Source organism: Ancylobacter oerskovii, assembly GCF_018390555.1.
GTDB lineage: Bacteria > Pseudomonadota > Alphaproteobacteria > Rhizobiales > Xanthobacteraceae > Ancylobacter > Ancylobacter oerskovii.
Map to the genome: position 1 here is coordinate 499,939 of NZ_JAHBGB010000006.1, position 18,039 is coordinate 517,977.

Annotated in this window: 8 protein-coding genes; 7 read left to right on the top strand and 1 reads right to left on the bottom strand. The window is 68.2% G+C overall.

What is annotated here, in order from left to right; all coding sequences use genetic code 11:
• The first annotated feature begins 3 nt into the window (after positions 1 to 3).
• From KHC19_RS07420 to KHC19_RS07440, 5 genes are all read left to right on the top strand, one after another.
• Complete coding sequence (locus KHC19_RS07420; RefSeq protein ID WP_378296525.1) at positions 4 to 282, top strand: DUF3302 domain-containing protein; 279 nt, start codon at positions 4 to 6, stop codon at positions 280 to 282.
• A complete protein-coding gene (locus KHC19_RS07425) occupies positions 279 to 1,220 on the top strand; it encodes an HlyD family secretion protein (protein WP_213351698.1) in 942 nt (313 codons plus the stop codon). Before KHC19_RS07420 ends, KHC19_RS07425 begins: the two co-directional genes overlap by 4 nt.
• A 79-nt stretch (positions 1,221 to 1,299) precedes the next feature.
• Entirely contained in the window at positions 1,300 to 2,904 is a 1,605-nt protein-coding gene (locus tag KHC19_RS07430) for an arylsulfatase (RefSeq protein WP_213351699.1), read from the top strand.
• A 58-nt stretch (positions 2,905 to 2,962) separates the two neighbouring features.
• A complete protein-coding gene (locus KHC19_RS07435; RefSeq protein WP_213351700.1) occupies positions 2,963 to 3,925 on the top strand; it encodes a SphA family protein in 963 nt (320 codons plus the stop codon).
• A 147-nt stretch (positions 3,926 to 4,072) separates the two neighbouring features.
• Entirely contained in the window at positions 4,073 to 4,420 is a 348-nt protein-coding gene (locus KHC19_RS07440) for a hypothetical protein (RefSeq protein ID WP_213351701.1), read from the top strand.
• 138 nt (positions 4,421 to 4,558) lie between these two features.
• On the opposite strand, the gene KHC19_RS26160 is transcribed toward KHC19_RS07440, so the two are convergent.
• Positions 4,559 to 10,882 carry a cadherin-like domain-containing protein gene (locus KHC19_RS26160; RefSeq protein ID WP_213351702.1) on the bottom strand — a complete coding sequence of 2,108 codons (6,324 nt, stop codon included), beginning with the start codon at positions 10,880 to 10,882 and terminating at the stop codon, positions 4,559 to 4,561.
• Between the two features lie 272 nt (positions 10,883 to 11,154).
• Here KHC19_RS26160 and cls point away from each other — a divergent pair, with 272 nt between their 5' ends.
• Both cls and KHC19_RS07455 read left to right on the top strand, forming a co-directional pair.
• Complete coding sequence (cls, locus tag KHC19_RS07450; protein WP_213351703.1) at positions 11,155 to 12,600, top strand: cardiolipin synthase; 1,446 nt, start codon at positions 11,155 to 11,157, stop codon at positions 12,598 to 12,600.
• A gap of 364 nt (positions 12,601 to 12,964) precedes the next feature.
• Positions 12,965 to 17,842 carry an ExeM/NucH family extracellular endonuclease gene (locus KHC19_RS07455; RefSeq protein WP_213351704.1) on the top strand — a complete coding sequence of 1,626 codons (4,878 nt, stop codon included), beginning with the start codon at positions 12,965 to 12,967 and terminating at the stop codon, positions 17,840 to 17,842.
• Positions 17,843 to 18,039: the final 197 nt, after the last annotated feature.

Below are 18,039 nucleotides of genomic sequence, written 5' to 3' on the forward strand. Positions count from 1 at the left end.
CCTATGATCGTACCGCTGGGGAGAAGATTCGTGGCCTTCATCGACGCCTTCGCGATTCTCGTCCTTGCCGTGGCGATCGCTTCGGCAATCGGCGTCTTCGTCTTGCTCGGCGCCGCTCCCGGCCATGTCGCCCGGCGGCGCGGGCATCCCTGGGCGCAGGCGGTGGCGGTCGCCGGGTGGATCACGCTGGTCTTCGGCTTCGTTCTCTGGCCGCTGGCGTTCATCTGGGCCTATGTCGACGTGCCCGCCAGACCCGCCGAAAAGCGGACGTCGCCCCCATGATCGTCTTCCTGCTGAACGGCTATATCGCGATCCTCGTCGCGCTGATCTGGCTGAAGGTGGTTCCGGCCAACCTGTTCTGGAAGATCTCGCCGCTTCTCGTGCTGCTGCTCCTCCTGGTGGGGCTGTTCATTCCCATGGGCTGGGGCGCGCCCTCCGGTCCCGTCGTGATTGGCCGGCAATCGGTCGCCATCGTCCCCGATGTCGCCGGCGAGGTGATCGACGTTCCCGTCCAGCCCAACGTGCCGCTCAAGGCCGGCGACGTGCTGTTCCGCATCGATCCCACGCCCTATGAGGCGCAGCTCGAGGCGTTGCAGGCGCAGCTCACCCTGGCGGAGACCCGGCTGCGGCAGATGACGGAGCTGGCGCAGAAGCAGGCCTCGCCGGAGTTCAATGTCGAGCAGCGCCGGTCCGAGGTCGACCAGCTGCGGGCGCAGCTCGAAGGGGCGAGGTGGAACCTCGACAAGACCACCGTGCGCGCGCCGGCCGACGGGTTCGTCACCAATCTCGCGCTGCGCAAGGGCGCGCGGGTGTCCACCCTCTCGCTCTCGCCGGTCATGGCGTTCATCGACACCTCCGAGACGCTGACGCTGGCCGAGATCCCCCAGATCTATGCCCGCTACGTCGAGCCGGGACAGAAGGTGGAGCTGACGTTCAAATACCTGCCCGGTCAGGTCTTCACCGGCTCGGTCGAGACGATCCTGCAGGCCATCGCCAGCGGACAGGCCGCGGTGTCCGGCACCGCCGTCGCGCCGAAGCAGATCGAGGCGGCACCCTTCCTGGTCCGTGTCCGGCTGGACGATCCGGCGCTCGGCGCCCGGCTGCCGGCCGGCAGCGTCGGCACGGCGGCCATCTACACCGATCACGTCAGGCCGAGCCACATCATCCGCCAGGTGGTGCTGCGGCAGGAGGCGATAATGAACTACGTGGTGCCGTTCTGACGGCACGTTCGGAAGGCTCGTGCCGGAGGGCCGGCCACCGAGGCTTCGGCGCAGCACGCGGCGCATCCGGGAGGAAACGATGAGACTGAAAGACTTGCTGGCCTCGGCCGCATTGATCGTCGCCGGCCTGACCGGGGCGGCGGGCGTCGGATCCGCCCAGCAACCCGCGCCGCAGGCGGCGAAACCCAACATCCTGGTCATCTTCGGCGACGATGTCGGCCAGACCAATATCAGCGCCTATTCCTTCGGCCTGATGGGCTACCAGACGCCGAATATCGACCGCCTCGCCACCGAGGGCATGAAGTTCACCGATTATTATGCGGAGAACAGCTGCACCGCGGGGCGCTCCTCCTTCATCACCGGCCAGACACCCAAGCGCACCGGATTGACCAAGGTCGGCGTGCCCGGCGCGAGCGTCGGCCTGCAGGAGCGCGACGTCACCATCGCTCAGGCCCTGAAGCCGCTCGGCTACGCCACCGGCCAGTTCGGCAAGAACCATCTCGGCGACCGCGACGAGTACCTGCCGACCAATCACGGCTTCGACGAGTTCTTCGGCAATCTCTACCATCTGAACGCCGAGGAGGAGCCGGAGCGGCCCTATTGGCCGAAGGACGATGCCGCCTGGGTGAAGGCCAATGCCCCGCGCGGCGTGCTGAAGAGCTCCGCCGACGGCAAGATCGAGGATACCGGCCCGCTCGACAGCAAGCGGATGGAGACCATCGACGACGAGACGACCAACGCCGCCGCGGACTTCATCGAGCGGCAGGTCAAGGCGGGCAAGCCGTTCTTCACCTGGATGAACGCCACCCGCATGCACGTCTTCACCCATATCCGCCCCTCCATGCAGGGGCAGAGCGGCATGCCGGGCAACGACTATGCCGATGGCATGATCGAGCATGACGGCCATGTCGGGCAGCTTCTGAAGAAGCTCGACGAGCTCGGCATCGCCGACAACACCATCGTCGTCTACACGACCGACAACGGCCCCAACCAGTGGTCGTGGCCGGACGCCGCGACCACGCCGTTCCGCAACGAGAAGGATTCCAACTGGGAGGGCGCCTTCCGCGTGCCGGCGCTGGTCCGCTGGCCGGGCAGGATCAAGCCCGGCTCGGTGGCGATCGATATGTTCTCCGGTCTCGACTGGTTCCCGACGCTGCTCGCCGCCGCCGGCGAGGCGGACATCAAGGAAAAGCTGCTGCAGGGCACCAGCATCGGCGGCAAGACCTTCAAGGTGCATCTCGACGGCTACAACCAGCTGCCCTACCTCACCGGCCGGCAGCCGCACGGCAACCGCAACGAATTCGCCTATTTCAACGATGACGGCCTGATGGTCGCCTATCGCAACGGGCCGTGGAAGGCGGTGTTCTGCGAGATGCGCGCCCCCGGCGGCTTCCGCGTGTGGTCCGAGCCGTTCACCTGCATGCGGGTGCCCAAGCTGTTCAACCTGCGCATGGATCCCTATGAGCGGGCGGACATCGTCTCCGACCAGTATGACGACTGGCGGTCCAAGAACGCCTATCTGATCGCCTACATGTCCGGGAAGGCCGGCGCGTTCCTGCAGAGCTTCATCGACTACCCGCCGAGCCAGGTTCCCGCCAGCTTCACCATCGACCAGGTGTCGCGCGACATCGAGGAGCGGGTGAAGGCCAATGCCGCCAAGGCCGGCGCAGGGGCGCCGAACTGACGAATCGCGCATATTCCGGCGGGGGTCATGCCCCGCCGGCTCATCTGGGAGGCGCATCATGTTCCGGGGACTGCATCTTGCGCTGGCCGCCGCCACGGCCGGCGCGGCGCTCGCCGGCACGGCGGAGGCCGCCGAGAACGGCGTCGGCTTCTATCTGCTGGGCGGGCGCGGCCCGATGGCCGGCTACCTTCCCCCGCCCGGCCTCTACATCCAGAACGACGTCTATTACTACAGCGGCACCGGCGGCGGCGGTAAGCGCTTTCCCACCGGCGGGCAAATCATCGCCGATGTCGACGCCACCATCTGGGCGGATTTCGTCACCGGCAGCTGGGTGCTGCCGCAGGAGGTGCTGGGCGGCAACCTCGCGCTCGGCGTCATCGTGCCGTTCGGCCGGCCGGACGTGACGGCGGATGTGCTGCTGTCGCCGGCCCGCTTCGCGCCGATCGAGCGTAGCGTGACCGACGATGCCTTCGTGTTCGGCGATCCCGTGGCGTCGGCGGCGCTCGGCTGGCACGCCGGCAACTGGCACTGGAACGTCACCGGTCTCTTGAACATTCCGGTCGGCGACTATCGCGAGGGCGCCCTCGCCAACCTGTCGTTCAACCGCTGGGCCGGCGACATTTCCGCCGCGGTGACGTGGCTGAACCCGGAAAGCGGCATCGAGCTTTCCGCCGCGGCCGGCTTCACCTTCAACGGCACCAACGAGGTCACCGACTACACCACCGGCACGGAGTTCCATGTCGAGTGGGCGGCGACCAAGATGCTCACCAAGCAGCTCTCGATCGGGCTGGTCGGCTATTATTACGACCAGGTCACCGGCGACAGCGGGCCCGGCGCGCGCCTCGGCGACTATGAGGGCCGCGTCACGGCGCTGGGCGGCACCGTCGCCTATAATTTCGAGCTGGGCCAGACACCCGTCTCGGCCCGCCTGAAGGTCTACCGGGAATTCGATGCCGTGAACCGGCTCGAAGGCACGGCGGGCTATGTCACCGTCGCCTTTCCGCTGTCGGCCGCCAAATAGCGGCCGACATACGCATTCGGGGAGCCCGGGAGCCCCGGCGGGCCGCTTCCGGGACGGACGATCAGGGCCGAAATCGGCAAGGGCGATCGCGACGCGGCCAGCTTCCGCCGCGCCCTGGCGAACATCGATGACGGAGGCTGGCGGCACATGCGGCAGGGCAAGCCTGCAAGGAACAGGGCCTCCCGCTCCGGCGTCGTCCTCTACGGGCTGGCGCTGGCCGCGATCCTGTCATGGGCGCTGTTCCCGGTCGCCGCGGTCGCCCTCTCCTCCGCCATCGCGGCGATGGCGGGCTGCACCCTCGACGAGAGCGGCGCCCATCCCTGCACCGTTCTCGGCCGGGAGGCGGGAGGATGGCTCGTCACCCTGTTCACCCTCGGCTGGCTCGCGCTGGTCACGCTTCCCACCGGAGCGGCCGCGCTGCTGCTCTGGTGCGCGGTGGTCGCCGTGCACCTTCTTGTCCTTCTGTGGAGACGGCGGGGCACCGGGCGGTCGTGAAGCCCCGGCGCCCAGGGGGGGCGGCGACGCGCTCGCCCGGATCCATCGGCCCGATGACGGCTGGAAATCGTCCGGCCGGGCCGAAGGTCTCCCGCTCGATTGCCGCCGGCCCGATCGGAGCCGGCGGCAATCCGGGCTTCAGGCGAAGGAGAAGTCGTCGGCGGTGAAGCGGGCCTTGGTCATGTCCTCGACCAGGACGAGGTTGTCGCCGCTGTCGTCGAGCTGGATGACCACGCCCTCGGCGGTGTCGAGCATCGCCGCCACCACCTCGTCGAAGCTGGCGAAGTCGAGGCCGCTGAAGGCGATCAGGTCCTCGCCGGCGGTGAAGTCGGTGACGATGTCCGCGCCGGCGCCGGGCTGGAACACGAAGCTGTCGGCGCCGAGGCCGCCGGTGAGCAGGTCGTCGCCGGCACCGCCCTTGAGGGTGTCGTTGCCGATGCCGCCTTCCAGCACGTCGTCGCCTTCGCCGCCCCAGAGCCGGTCGTCGCCGAGGCCGCCGACGAGCACGTCGGAACCCTCGCCGCCGGCCAGCTGGTCGTTGCCGATGCCGCCCTCGAGAAGGTCGTCGCCGTCGCCGCCCGACAGCCGGTCATTGCCGTTGCCGCCGATCAGCTGGTCGGCGCCCTGGCCGCCCAGCAGATGGTCGTTGCCGTTGCCGCCCTCGAGGAGGTCGTCGCCCTCATTGCCGTTGAGGGTATCGTTGCCCTGGCCGCCGAGCAGATGGTCGTCGCCGGCCTGGCCGAGCAGCGTGTCGTCGCCGGCCTGGCCTTCGAGGAGATCGGCACCGGCGCCGCCGTCGAGGCGGTCGTCGCCGAGCCCGCCGGCCAGCCGGTCGGCGCCCGCGCCGCCCTTGAGCAGGTCGTTGCCCACGCCGCCGTCCAGCAGGTCGTCGCCGTCCTCGCCGAACAGCTTGTCGTCGCCCGCCCCGCCCGACAGCACGTCGTCGCCGCGCCCGCCTTCGAGGCGGTCGTCGCCGGGCGTGCCCTGCGTGCCCGCGGTGACGTCGAGCGCCACCGTCGCGGTGGAGGTGCCGCCCTTGCCGTCGGAGACGGTGTAGGTGAAGGACGCCGCCCCCTGGAAGCCGTCCGCCGGGGTGAACAGCACATTGCCGGCCGCGTCGAGGCTCACCGTGCCGCCTACCGCCTCGGCGACCGACAGGATGTGCAGCGCGTCGGCATTGGCATCGGTGTCGTTGGCGAGCAGCAGCGCCGCCGCCAGCGTCAGCACCTGTCCGGCGCGGGTGGTGAAGCCTTCGTCGTCGGCCGCCACCGGCGCCGCGTTCTCCGGCTCCTCGGCATCGAGCGAGATGACGGTGACGTTGTCATAGATAACGCCCTCGCCCGCCCGCCAATTATAGAGGCCGAAGGTGCCCTTCTCGGTGTCGTGGATCTCGATCGGCTGGGTAAACAGCGCGGTGCCGTTCAGCCAGACCTGCAGCTTGCCGTCGACGATGTCGGCGCGCAGCGTGTTGGTGCCGGCGGTGTCGTAGCGCATCGGGCCCTGCCAGAGGGTCTGCTCGATGCCGTCCTTCAGGCTGAACAGCTGTGGCAGGCCGGTCTGGTTGTCGAGCTCGAACTTGTAGTAGTTGTCGGCGTCCTGATAGTGCAGCAGCAGGCCGACGCCACCACCCGAGGTCGAGGTGAAGCTGGTCTCGACGCTGTAATTCTCCCAGTCCTTGGCGCCCTCGCCCTCATAGACGGCGTAGGTGCCCTTGCGCAGCGCGTAGATGCCGTCGCCGAGCGGGCTCCAGTTGAGGCTCCACTGCGAGGAGGGCGCGGTGTCGCCGGTGCCGCCGAGCTCGCGGCTGTAGCGGTTGGAGGTCTGCTGCAGCACGCCGTCGACCACCGACCAGCTGGCGGCGTTGCCGAGCTCGCCCTCGTCGACGAAGCGGAAGCCCTGGGCGAGGCCGTCGGAGAAGTCCTCGTTCACCAGCACCTTGTCGGCGGCGACGATCTCCACCTTCACGGTGTCGCTGGAGCTGCCGGCGGCATTGGCGAGATCGAGGCGGATGAGATGCTCGCCGGTGCCGAGGCTGACGGTGCCCTCGGCGTCGGGGGCGAGCGCTTCGCCGTCCTCGCTCCAGCCGACCGTGGTCTCGCCGGTCAGGCCGTTGCTGGACAGCGCCGACAGGTCGATGTCCACCTTGCCGTCGCCATCGGTGTCGATGACGCGGATGGCCTTGCCGGCATCGGCGATCAGCGTGCCCTTCTGCACCTGGATGTCGTCGAAGAACACCTGCCGCTGGCCTTCCGACCAGACGCCGACCGTGCCGCCCGCGAGCGGGCTGTCGTCGGTGACGGCGCCGCCGAACAGCGCCTCGCCGTCCACGGTGGCGTAGAGCGTGCCGTCTTCCACCGCGAGCTCCACCGCGAAGGCGCGGTCGAACGGGGTGGTCGCCGCCTCGCTGGCGAGCACCGTCTCGACGCCGCCCTGCACGCGGATGAGCTTGTGGGCGTTCTCGGCGATGTCGAAGGACAAGAGGTAGTAGTTCTGCGCGTCGGTGTAGTAGGCGACGACACCGAGGCCGAGCTGGTCCTCGGCGGTCAGCGTGGCGGAGACGGTGTAGCCGCTCCACTCGGCGCTGCCGGCGCCGGCCCAGGCCATGATGCCCGAGGCGTTGTCATAGGCGCGCAGCGCGCCCTCGGCGGCGGCGATGCCTTCCACTTCCGTGCCGCGCGACTGCACCGAGCCGGCGACCTGCCAGCGGGCGCCGGGCGCCGTCCAGCCATCGGCATTGCCGTCGTCGAAAGTCTCCGACAGCAGCGTGTCGTCATTGGTGACGGTGACGCGCAGCGTGTCGGTGGAGACGGTACCGTCGGCGGCGGTGGCGCGCAGCGTCAGCTGGTGCACGCCGACGCCGAGCGCGACATCGGCCGCGGCGGTGGTGGCGATCACCTCGCCATCGGCGTTCAGCCACTCGTAGAAGGCGATCTTGCCGAGCTTGTCGACCGAGCCGGAGGCGTCGAGGCTGACCGTGGCGGTGGCGGCGTCGCCGGCCGAGACGGTCTGGCCGTCGCCGGCCTCGGCGCGGAACTGCGCCACCGGGGTGCCGAGATCGGCGTCGATCTCTTCCTCATGCTCGCGCAGCTCGCCGGTCAGCTGGGTGCCGGAGCCGTCGCCGATCTGCTGCGAGAGGGTGCCCGCGCCGAGATTGGCGGTGAGGTTGCCGTCGGTGAAGTCGAACTGCACCATGTTGACGCCGGGCAGCAGCGAGGTGAACGGGCCTGAGGCGGTCGGGCCACCCAGCGCGGCGACGTCCTCGGCACTGAGCGCCTCTTCGACGAAGGCAAAGGACGACAGCGAGAACTCGACCGTCTCGAAGCTGTCGTCGGCGAAGATCAGGAAGCCGTTCGGGCCGATGTTGAAGGCCGAGCCGACGGTCTGGGTGCCCTGCAATTCGCCATTGACGTATTTGTTCATGGTGTAGGTCGAGCCGCCTTCGCCGACCTGCTCCAGCGTGATGGCGACGCGGATATATTCGCCGAGCGGCAGGTGCCCCTCGTCCTGGCCGTTGGTGCCGATCACCGCATAGCCGTCGCGGTAGTTCAGCCAGAGGTCGCCGTCTGTGATGTTGTTGAGGTCGCTCTGGAAGATCGACGACAGGCCGCCGCTCTCCGGCAGCTTCACGTCATAGACCAGCGTGTAGCTGGAATAGGTGCTGTCGCCGTCGGAGGGCGCGAAGCCGGGCGTGACCTTCAGGCCGTTGGCCGGGTCGAATTTCGGGGCGGTGATCACGCCGCTGTCGCCGTCCGGCAGCGCCTCGGTGCCGAAGGAGACCGGCTGCGTCACCTCGGTCGGACTGCTGCTGCCGTCGCCGCCGCTGCCGTCGCGCGAGGGCTCCGCGTCGCCGCGCGAGCCGGTGACGTACTCGTCCTTCGCCGAGAGATAGGTCTCGGTATAGACCTTGCCGGTGTCGGGATCGATGGTGATCAGGCGGATGGCGCCGTTGCCGCCATTGCCGCCCTCGGCGGCCTCGCCATTGCCGGTCGCCTCCAGCGAGACGCCGTTCTGGTAGTTGACGAACATCTGGTAGACCGGCTGGCCGGCCTCGTTATAGCTGACGATGGTCTCCGCGCCGTCACCGAAGACGTGGCCGGAGAACACGAAGGACACGTTGGTGTGGCTGTAGATCAGGTCCTGCCACATGTCCTCGCCGTCATTGGCGTTCTCGGCGCTGCCGCCGATGCCGTAATCCTTGCCGGTGCCCTCGCCGAACAGCGGGCCGGAGTAGTTGTCCGCCCTTGTGCCCATGTTGGTGTAGTGGTGGGTGGTGACGATGGCGCGGTAGTCGGCATGCGCGTCGAGCACCTCGCCGGCCCAGCGCAGCACGTCGTCGCGGGCGCCGAATTCGAGCGAGAGGTTGATCCACTTGGTGCCGTCGGCGCCTTCGAAGGTGTACCAGGCGTTCTTGGTCTCGCCGGCCTCCTGGTCGTAGACGCCGCCGAGCGTCGAATGCTCCTGCATGTAGGCGACGTCGAAATACTGGCTCTGCAGGGAGGAATAGTCGCTGGCGCCGCCGCCCTGGTCATGGTTGCCCGGCAGCATGGCATAGGGCACCACGCCGTTGAGCTTCTCGAAGGCTTCCTTGGCGATCGCCCATTCGCTGGCGGTGTTGCCGGAGGTGACGTCGCCGACGCTGGTGACGAAGCGCAGGTTCAGCGTCTCGGCATTGTCGGCGAGCCACTGGGTCATGCCGTTGAAGGTCTGCTGGCCGAGCCCGGGGAAGGTATAGTCCTGGGTGTCGGGCAGCACGGCGATGGTGTAGGCGTTCTCGCTGGCGACGCGGACGCGGAAATCGTCGGTATAGACCTGGCCGGCGGCGTCCACCGCCTCGACATGCACGTCGGAACGGCCGAACGCCTTGGCGTCGATCTCCAGCTTGTTGCCGTCGATCAGGCGGGCGCCGACCGCCTCGCCATCGGAGTTGGTGAGGGTGAAGGTCAGGCCCTCGGCGGTGAAATGCGCGCCGAGATCGATGACCACGGTGTCGGCATCCGGGGTGAGCATCATGTCGGCGATGGAACGCAGCTGGATCGGCTCGCCCTCGCCGCCGTCCACCGGCGGGAGGCTCACGGCCGGGATGCCGGCTTCGAGCGGGCTCTCGACGGTCGGCTCGGCGTTCTCGGGCTCGAGCGTGCCGGTGCCGAGGGTGGCGTCGAGCGTGCCGTCGGTGAAGCGGAACTCGGTGCCGTTGGCGGCGAGGAAGTCCGGCTCCAGGATCGCCGGCACGATGCCGTCGGCGCTGGGGCCGCCGATCGCCTTCATCTGGGTGTCGTTCAGCGCCACCTCTACATAGGCGATGTTGGAAACGTGGACCGGCGAGGTCTCGCCGTCCTCGTCGGTGAACACCAGGAAGCCGGCCGCCTTGTCGATGGTGTAGCGGGCGAGGTCGGTGCTGGTCTGGGTGCCGACCAGGTCGCCGTTGACGTACTTGCTGATCTGGACCTCGCCGTCCTTCTGCTCGACGGTGAAGGCGATGCGGTTCCAGCTGTCGAGCTTGGCCTCGCCCTGATAGTTGCCGCCGATGCCGATGCCGTAGCTGTCGCCGCTCACCTTGCCGAACAGGTCGCTGTCGCTGCCATTGGTGGCGTCGCTCTGGAAGAACGGGATCCAGCCATTATTGCCCTCGGAGGACACGTAGACGTCGAAGGCGAGGGTGAACTCGGTGGCGGTGCCGGTGCCGCCGGGGGTGAGGCGGATGGTCTGCTCGGGCGTGCCGGCCGGAACCGACAGCAGCTGGTCGGCGGCCGGCGCGGCGGGAATGCCGGCGTCCTCGGCGGTCTCGACCACGACGTCGGTCTCGACGGGGGTGAGGGTCGCCGCGCCGAAGCTGGCCTCCAGCGTGCCGTCGTTGAAGCGGAATTCCGAGCCGTTGGCGGCGAGGAAGCTGTCATTGGCGGCGGAGACGATGCCCTCGCCATTGGCGGTGCCGAGCGCGGCGATCTGCGCCTCGGTGAGCACCGTCTCGGCATAGGCGAAATTGCTCAGATGGACCGGCGAGGTCTCGCCGTCCTCGTCGGAGAGGATCAGGAAGCCGGCCGCCTTGTCGATGGCGTAGCGGTCGAGGCCGGTCGAGCTCTGCTCGCCGACCAGCTCACCATTGATGTACTTCTTGATGGTGACTTCGGTGTCGCTGGTCTCGACGGTGAAGGCGATGCGGTTCCAGGTGTCGAGCTTGGCCTCGCCCTGGTAGTTGCCGCCGATGCCGATGCCGAAGGCGTCGCCCTCGACGCGGCCGAACAGGTCGGCGTCGTTGCCGTTGTTCACGTCGCCCTGGAAGAAGGGAACCCAGCTGCCCGCCGTCGCGGAAGGCACGTAGACATCGTAGATGAGCGTGTAGCTGGTCGCGGTGCCCGTGCCGCCGGGAACGACGAGAAGGCGCTGGTTCTGCGCGGCGTTCGGAACACTCAGCAGCTGGTCCGTGCCGGCTTCGATCAGGTCGGCAGAGGTCGAGACAGCCATACGTCGCTCCTATTCAGCAGGATCTCAATCCCGGCAAATCCGGGTCTGGGAGCGCGTCGTAAGGGCAGCCGCCAACGTGGCTGTGACATTTGGCTGAAAAGCTTGCCGTTGCTCGATCTCTTCTTGCAATACCCGCTATTCGCCCTGCCAATGACGAAGCGGAAACGCCGTATCCATGCGGGCTTGCCGCCGGGCACCGCCGTCGCGCTCCCGCCCTGCCGGCCGGCATGATTTAATGGGCGACCACGCCTCTCGAGTCACCGTGCCATCCCATGCATGATTCCGCCGTTATCGCCTGGCTGCTGTTCCTCGCGCAGGCCAGCGTCCAGCTGGTCTTCATCATGCGGGCGCTGCTGCGTCCGCACCGCGAGCCGTCCTCGCGCTTCGCCTGGGTGCTGGTGATCGCCGTGGCGCCGGTGATCGGCGTGCTGGCCTATGTGCTGTTCGGCGAGGTCAATCTGGGCCGCAAGCGCGTCGAGCGGCTGCGCGCGGCGTTCGGTGCCCTGCCGGCCGCCGAGGCGGTCGCCGGCCCCTCGGCGCAGGCGGAAATTCCCGAGCGCTTCGGGCCGCTGTTCCGGGTCGGCTATTCGGTCAACAACTACCTGCCGGTCGGCGGCAACCAGGCGAGACTGCTGCCGGATTCCGCCGCCGCCATCGCGGCGATGGTCGCGGATATCGATGCCGCCCGCCACAGCGTGCATGTGCTGTTCTACATCTGGCTGACCGACGAGAGCGGCCGGCAGGTGGTGGAGGCGCTGAAGCGCGCTGCCGCCCGCGGCGTGGTCTGCCGGGCGATGGCGGACGATCTCGGCTCGCGGACCCTGATCCGTTCCGCCCATTGGCGCGACATGGCGGCGAGCGGGGTGCGGCTCGCGGTGGCGCTGCCGGTCGGCAACCCGCTGCTGCGTCCGTTGAAGGGCCGGATCGACATGCGCAACCACCGCAAGATCGTGGTGATCGACAATGCCGTCACCTATTGCGGCAGCCAGAACTGCGCCGACGCCGCCTTCGCGGTGAAGCCGGCCTTCGCGCCCTGGGTGGATGTGATGGCGCGGTTCGAGGGGCCGGTGGTGCGCCAGAACCAGCACCTCTTCGCCAGCAGCTGGATGGCCGAGACCAACGAGGATCTCGGCGCGCTGTTCGCCGACCCGCTCCCCGCCGCCGGGCCGGGATTCGTCGCGCAGGTGATCGGCTCCGGGGCCGGCGTGCGCTATTCGGCGATGCCGGAGACCTTCATCGCGATGATGAGCGCGGCGCGGCGGGAACTGGTGATCACCACCCCCTATTACGTGCCCGACGAGCCGATCCAGGCCGCGCTGTGCGCGAGCGCGCGGCGCGGGGTCGCCACCACCATCGTGTTTCCCCGGCGCAACGATTCCTGGATCGTGGCGGCGGCGAGCCGCAGCTATTACCGTGACCTGCTGGAGGCGGGAGTCGAGATCCGCGAATATGTCGGCGGCCTCCTGCACGCCAAGACGCTGACCCTCGACGGCGAGATGACGCTGATCGGCTCGGCCAATATCGACCGCCGCAGCTTCGAGCTGAACGCCGAGAACAACATCCTCCTGCACGACGCCGCCTTCACCCGCGCGGTGCGGGCGCGCCAGCAGCTTTTCCTCGATGCCGGGACGCCGGTGTCGATGGCGCATGTGGACGCCTATAGCCGCTGGCGGCGGCTGTGGAACAACGCCATCGCCATGCTCGGCCCGGTGTTGTGAAGCCGTCGGCCGGACGCGCTCCCGGCCCTGCCGCGGCAATATCCCAGGCGGTCCAGATCCTATATGTTCCCGTATAGTCCGCATCGGGTGGAATAGGCGCTGGTCGTTCCGGTGTGGTTCAGGTATTTGGATTTTTGATAGAGCTATTTATTCAAGACGATAGCGGTATTTTCCGCGCATGACCGTTGGTCACATTTCTGTAGCTCAGCTCACCTAGCGTTCGCGCACCATTTCAATTGGCCCGCTCCGCCGCGCCGACGTGTCCTCCTTTGCGTTCGTCTGCCGCGCCAGTTTCCTGGTCTTGCGGGTGAAGACGATTTGTTCGGACGCAACGCGGATCGGGCCCTTTCGGGGAAACGCCCAGATGACCGCGACACCCACCCTTTCCGGCCGCAGCGACCTGCTTCAGGACGCCGCCCCCGATGTCACCCTGATCTCGCAGATTCAGGGCAGCGGCGCCGAAAGCGGCCTGGTCGGGCAGACCGTGACCGTCGAGGCCATCGTGGTCGGCGATTTCCAGGACGGCGATGCCGATGACAGCCGCAACCTCGGCGGCTTCTACCTGCAGGAGGAAGTCACCGATTCCGACGGCAACGTCCTGACCTCCGAAGGCATCTTCGTCTATGGCGACGTCGCCGATCTCGACATCGGCGACCGCGTGCGCGTCACCGGCACGGTCGACGAATATTTCGGCTTCACCCAGCTGGAGGCCGGCGCCGTCACCCTGGTCGAGGCCGGCGCGGTCGCGGATGTGAACAGCATGGCGGCGGTGGTGGACCTGCCGGCCGCCGGCGTCACCCAGAACCAGAACGGCGCCTACCAGCCGGACCTCGAAGCCTATGAGGGCATGCTGGTCACCATCCCGCAGACGCTGACCATCTCCGAGCAGTTCAACCTCGACCGCTTCAACGAGATCAAGCTGGTCGCCGGCGAGCGCGAAGCGCAGTTCACCCACGACAATCTGCCGAGCGTCGAGGGCTACGAGCAGCACCGGCAGGAGCTCGGCGCCCGCACCATCACCTATGACGACGGCCTCAACGCCCAGAACCAGCCGATCGGCAATCTCGACGGCTTCGGCCCGGACTACGACACCGGGACCGCCCCGCGCATGGGCGACACGGTGACCGGGCTGACCGGCGTGCTCGACCATCAGTGGGCCGGTTCCTCCTCCTCGGGCTCCACCTGGCGGGTGCGCGCCGTCGAGAGCGGCGCCAACAGCTTCGAGAGCGTCAACGAGCGGCCCGAGGAGCCGGCGGATGTCGGCGGGCGGCTGCAGGTCGGCAGTTTCAACGTGCTCAACTTCTTCGCCACGCTCGAGGGCGACACCGCGATCGGCATGGACCCGCGCGGCGCCGGCAGCGCCGAGGAATTCGCCCGCCAGACCGAGAAGCTGGTCGAGGTCATCGCCGAGCTGGACGCCGACGTGCTCGGCCTGCTGGAGATCGAGAACGACTTCCTCGCCGGCTCCGACGGCAATGCGCTGGAATATCTCTGCGACCAGCTCAACGCCAAGCTGGGCGAGGGCACCTATGCGTGGATCGACCCCGGCCAGCAATTCGTCGGCGGCGACGCCATCGCGGTGGCCTGCATCTACAAGCCGTCCGAGGTGCGCGTCGCCTACGGCACCACCATCGAGATGCTCGACGACAGCGACCTGAGCCCCGACTTGCTGGCGCAGAGCGAGATCGGCGCCGTCTTCAACGGCGTCAACACCAGCCGCGCCGCGCTGACCGTCACCTTCGAGGAGATCGCCACCGGCTACGACTTCACCGCCTCGATCAACCACTTCAAGTCGAAGAGCGTGTCCGCCGACGCGCCGCCGACCGGCGCCGACCTCGACGCGCTGGACGGACAGAGCGCCTGGCAGAACCAGCGCGAGCTGGCGGCCGAAGCGCTGACCAGCTGGCTGGCCACCGATCCCACCGGGTCGAACGACAGCGACGTCATGCTGCTCGGCGATTTCAACGCCTACTTCATGGAAGAATCGACCGGCATCATCGAGAACGCCGGCTACGAGAACCTGCAACTGCGCCTCGACGATCCGTATTCCTACGTGTTCGACGGCCAGACCGGCTCGCTCGACTACATCTTCGCCAATGAAAGCCTGGCCGGGCAGGTGACGGGCGTCACCGAGTGGCACGTCAACGCCGACGAGGCGGATGCGCTCGACTACAACCTCGATTTCGGGCGGGACCCGAACATCTTCGATGCCGGGACGCCGGTACGCGTCTCCGACCACGATCCCCTTCTCATTGGACTGGACCTGACCGAGGAACCTCCCATGGCTGCCTACACGCTTCAGCTGATGCATCTGTCCGACGGCGAAGCCGGCCTGCTCGCCGGCGACACCGCGCCGAACCTGGCGGCGCTGGTCGATGCCTTCGACGATGCCTATGCCAACACGCTGATCCTCTCCGGCGGCGACAACTACATCCCCGGCCCGTTCCTCAATGCCGGCGCCGATTCCTCGCTGAACGCCGTCATCGGCGCCACCGCCGCCGGCCGCCCGGACATCGCCATGCTCAACGCCATCGGCGTCGAGGTGTCGGCGATCGGCAACCATGAATGGGATCTCGGCTCCAGCATGTTCGCCGACGCCATCCGTGCCTCCGGCGCGTGGACCGGCGCCGACTTCGCCTATGTCTCCGCCAATCTCGACTTCGCCAACGATTCGGCGATGAAGGGCCTCGCCGACAATTCGCTCGGCGGCACCGCCGGCGACCTCGCCGGCCAGGAAGCCTCCAGCGTGAAGGGCAAGGTCGCGCCGTGGGTCACCGTGACCGAAGGCGGCGAGAAGATCGGCATCCTCGGCGCCACCACCCAGATCCTCGAGCGCATCTCCTCGCCGAGCGGCACCGAGGTGAACGGCTTCCCGAAGGCCGGCGAGGCCGGCGACGGCACCACCGAGATCGACGACATGGAGCTGCTCGCCGCGCAGCTGCAGCCGATCATCGACGAGATGATCGCCAGCGGCATCAACAAGATCATCCTGCAGTCGCATCTGCAGCAGCTCGACAATGAGAAGCAGCTCGCCACCCTGCTGGAAGGCGTCGACATCATCCTCTCGGCCGGCTCGCACACCCGCCTCGGCGATGCCGACGACGAGGCCGTCGCCTTCCCCGGCCACGACGCCAACTTCGCCGACACCTATCCGCTGCCGGTCGAGAACGCCGAAGGCAAGACGACGCTGATCGTCAACACCGACAGCGAGTACACCTATCTCGGCCGCCTCGTGGTCGATTTCGACGAGAATGGCGACATCATCGCCGACAGCCTGACGGCCAACCAGTCGATCAACGGCGCCTATGCCTCGACCGACGAGAACGTCGCCGAAGCCTGGGGCACCACCGTCGAGAACCTGGAAGAGACCGCCTTCGCCGAGGGCACCAAGGGCGACCAGGTGCAGGACGTCGCCGAGGCGGTCGATGCGGTCATCGCCTCGAAGGACGGCAACGTCTTCGGCTACACCGACGTGTATCTGGAAGGCGAGCGCACCTTCGTGCGCAACCAGGAGACCAATCTCGGCAACCTCACCGCCGACGCCAACGCCCATGCGGCGCGCGAGGCGGTGGGCGACGAGCCCTTCATCGTGTCGCTGAAGAATGGCGGCGGCATCCGCTCGCAGATCGGCACCGTGGAGCCGGCCACCGGCGACAAGGTGCCGCCGGCCGCCAACCCGGATGCCGACAAGCCGGCCGGCGCGGTGTCCGAGCTCGACACCGAGAACGCGCTGCGCTTCGACAACAAGCTGATGATGTTCGACACCACGCCGGAAGGCCTGCTCAACATCCTCAACTGGGGCGCCGGCCTGTCGGCGAACAATGGCGGCTTCCCGCAGATCGGCGGCGTGCGCTTCTCCTTCAACCCGGACCTGCCGGGCAATGACGGCACCACGCCGGGCTCGCGCATCCAGGACATCGCGCTGATCGACGAGAACGGCAACTTCCTGGCGCTGATCGTCGATGACGGCGTGGTGGTGGAAGGCGCGCCGGAGGTCATCAGCGTGGTGACGCTGAGCTTCACCGCCAATGGCGGCGACGGCTACCCGGTCAAGCAGAACGCCGAGAACTTCCGCTACCTGCTGGACGACGGCACGCTCTCGGCGCCGGTCGACCCGACGCTCGACTTCACCCTGCCGGCCAATACGCCCACCAACACCATGGGCGAGCAGCAGGCCTTCGAAGACTATATGCGCGAGTTCCACGGCACGCCGGACACCGCCTATGACGAGGCGGATACCACGATCGCGCTCGACGAGCGCATCCAGAACCTCGACTATCGCGAGGACACCGTCTCCGACGGCGCGCCGATCGCCGGCACGCCGGGCGACGACGTGCTGGTCGGCAGCGACGAGGCCGAATACATCGTCGGCGGTGCGGGCGACGACGCTCTGAGCGGGCTTGGCGGCGACGACCGGCTCGAAGGCGGGCGCGGCGACGACGTGCTGTCGGGCGGGGCGGGCGACGACAAGCTGTTCGGCGAGGACGGCGACGACCTGCTGGACGGCGGCGTGGGCAACGACCTGCTCAAGGGCGGCGCGGGGGCCGACCGGCTGGCCGGCGGGCTCGGCGACGACCGCCTCGACGGCGGCGCCGGTGCCGATCTCCTCGAAGGCCAGGCCGGCGACGACACGCTGCTCGGCCAGGCCGGCGACGACCATCTGCTCGGCGGCCAGGGCAACGACACCCTCAACGGCAATGAGGGCGACGACCTCCTCGAGGGCGGCAACGGCAATGACCATCTGCTGGGCGGCCAGGGCGCCGACCAGCTGATCGGCGGCAACGGCAATGACCGGCTGTCGGGCGGCGACGGCGACGACCTTCTCGAGGGCGGCATCGGCAACGACCAGCTGGCCGGCGGCGAGGGTTCCGACGTGCTCGTCGGTGGCCTCGGCGACGATCGGCTCTGGGGCGGCGAAGGCGACGACGTGCTGGAAGGCGGCATCGGCAACGACACCCTCAAGGGCGGTGCCGGCGACGACCTGCTCACCGGCGGCCTCGGCGCCGACAGCTTCGTGTTCCAGCCCGGCGCCGGCACGGACATCGTCACCGACTTCACCGCCGGCGAGGACCTGATCGCCTTCAGCGGCCTCGACTTCGCCAGCTTCGACGAGGTGGTGGCGGCGATGCTCGACACCGCCGAGGGCGTGGTCATCCAGCTCGACGACAGCGGCGACAATCTCGTCCTGGTCGAGGACATGACCAAGGCCCGCTTCACCGCCGACGACTTCTCCTTCGTCTGATCCGCGACCGCAGCCGGCCCCGCCAGCAAGGGGGCCGGCTGCACCTCCTCCCCCTCCCCGATCCACAGGCCGGGAAGCTGTCATAAACGCGTCCGCCCAAGGCCGGTATAGGGACGTCCTCGCATGACGGCGGCAAGCCGGGCGCTCGGGGACGGCAGCCAGGCTCCGCATGCGATGGTCGGGCATTGACCGGCGGT

Excerpts from the sequence above, each read along its gene's own strand:
- KHC19_RS07420 (WP_378296525.1), top strand. The coding sequence starts at position 4 with ATGATCGTACCGCTGGGGAGAAGATTCGTGGCCTTCATCGACGCCTTC.
- KHC19_RS07425 (WP_213351698.1), top strand. The coding sequence starts at position 279 with ATGATCGTCTTCCTGCTGAACGGCTATATCGCGATCCTCGTCGCGCTG.
- KHC19_RS07430 (WP_213351699.1), top strand. The coding sequence starts at position 1,300 with ATGAGACTGAAAGACTTGCTGGCCTCGGCCGCATTGATCGTCGCCGGC.
- KHC19_RS07435 (WP_213351700.1), top strand. The coding sequence starts at position 2,963 with ATGTTCCGGGGACTGCATCTTGCGCTGGCCGCCGCCACGGCCGGCGCG.
- KHC19_RS07440 (WP_213351701.1), top strand. The coding sequence starts at position 4,073 with ATGCGGCAGGGCAAGCCTGCAAGGAACAGGGCCTCCCGCTCCGGCGTC.
- KHC19_RS26160 (WP_213351702.1), bottom strand. The coding sequence starts at position 10,882 with ATGGCTGTCTCGACCTCTGCCGACCTGATCGAAGCCGGCACGGACCAG.
- cls (WP_213351703.1), top strand. The coding sequence starts at position 11,155 with ATGCATGATTCCGCCGTTATCGCCTGGCTGCTGTTCCTCGCGCAGGCC.
- KHC19_RS07455 (WP_213351704.1), top strand. The coding sequence starts at position 12,965 with ATGACCGCGACACCCACCCTTTCCGGCCGCAGCGACCTGCTTCAGGAC.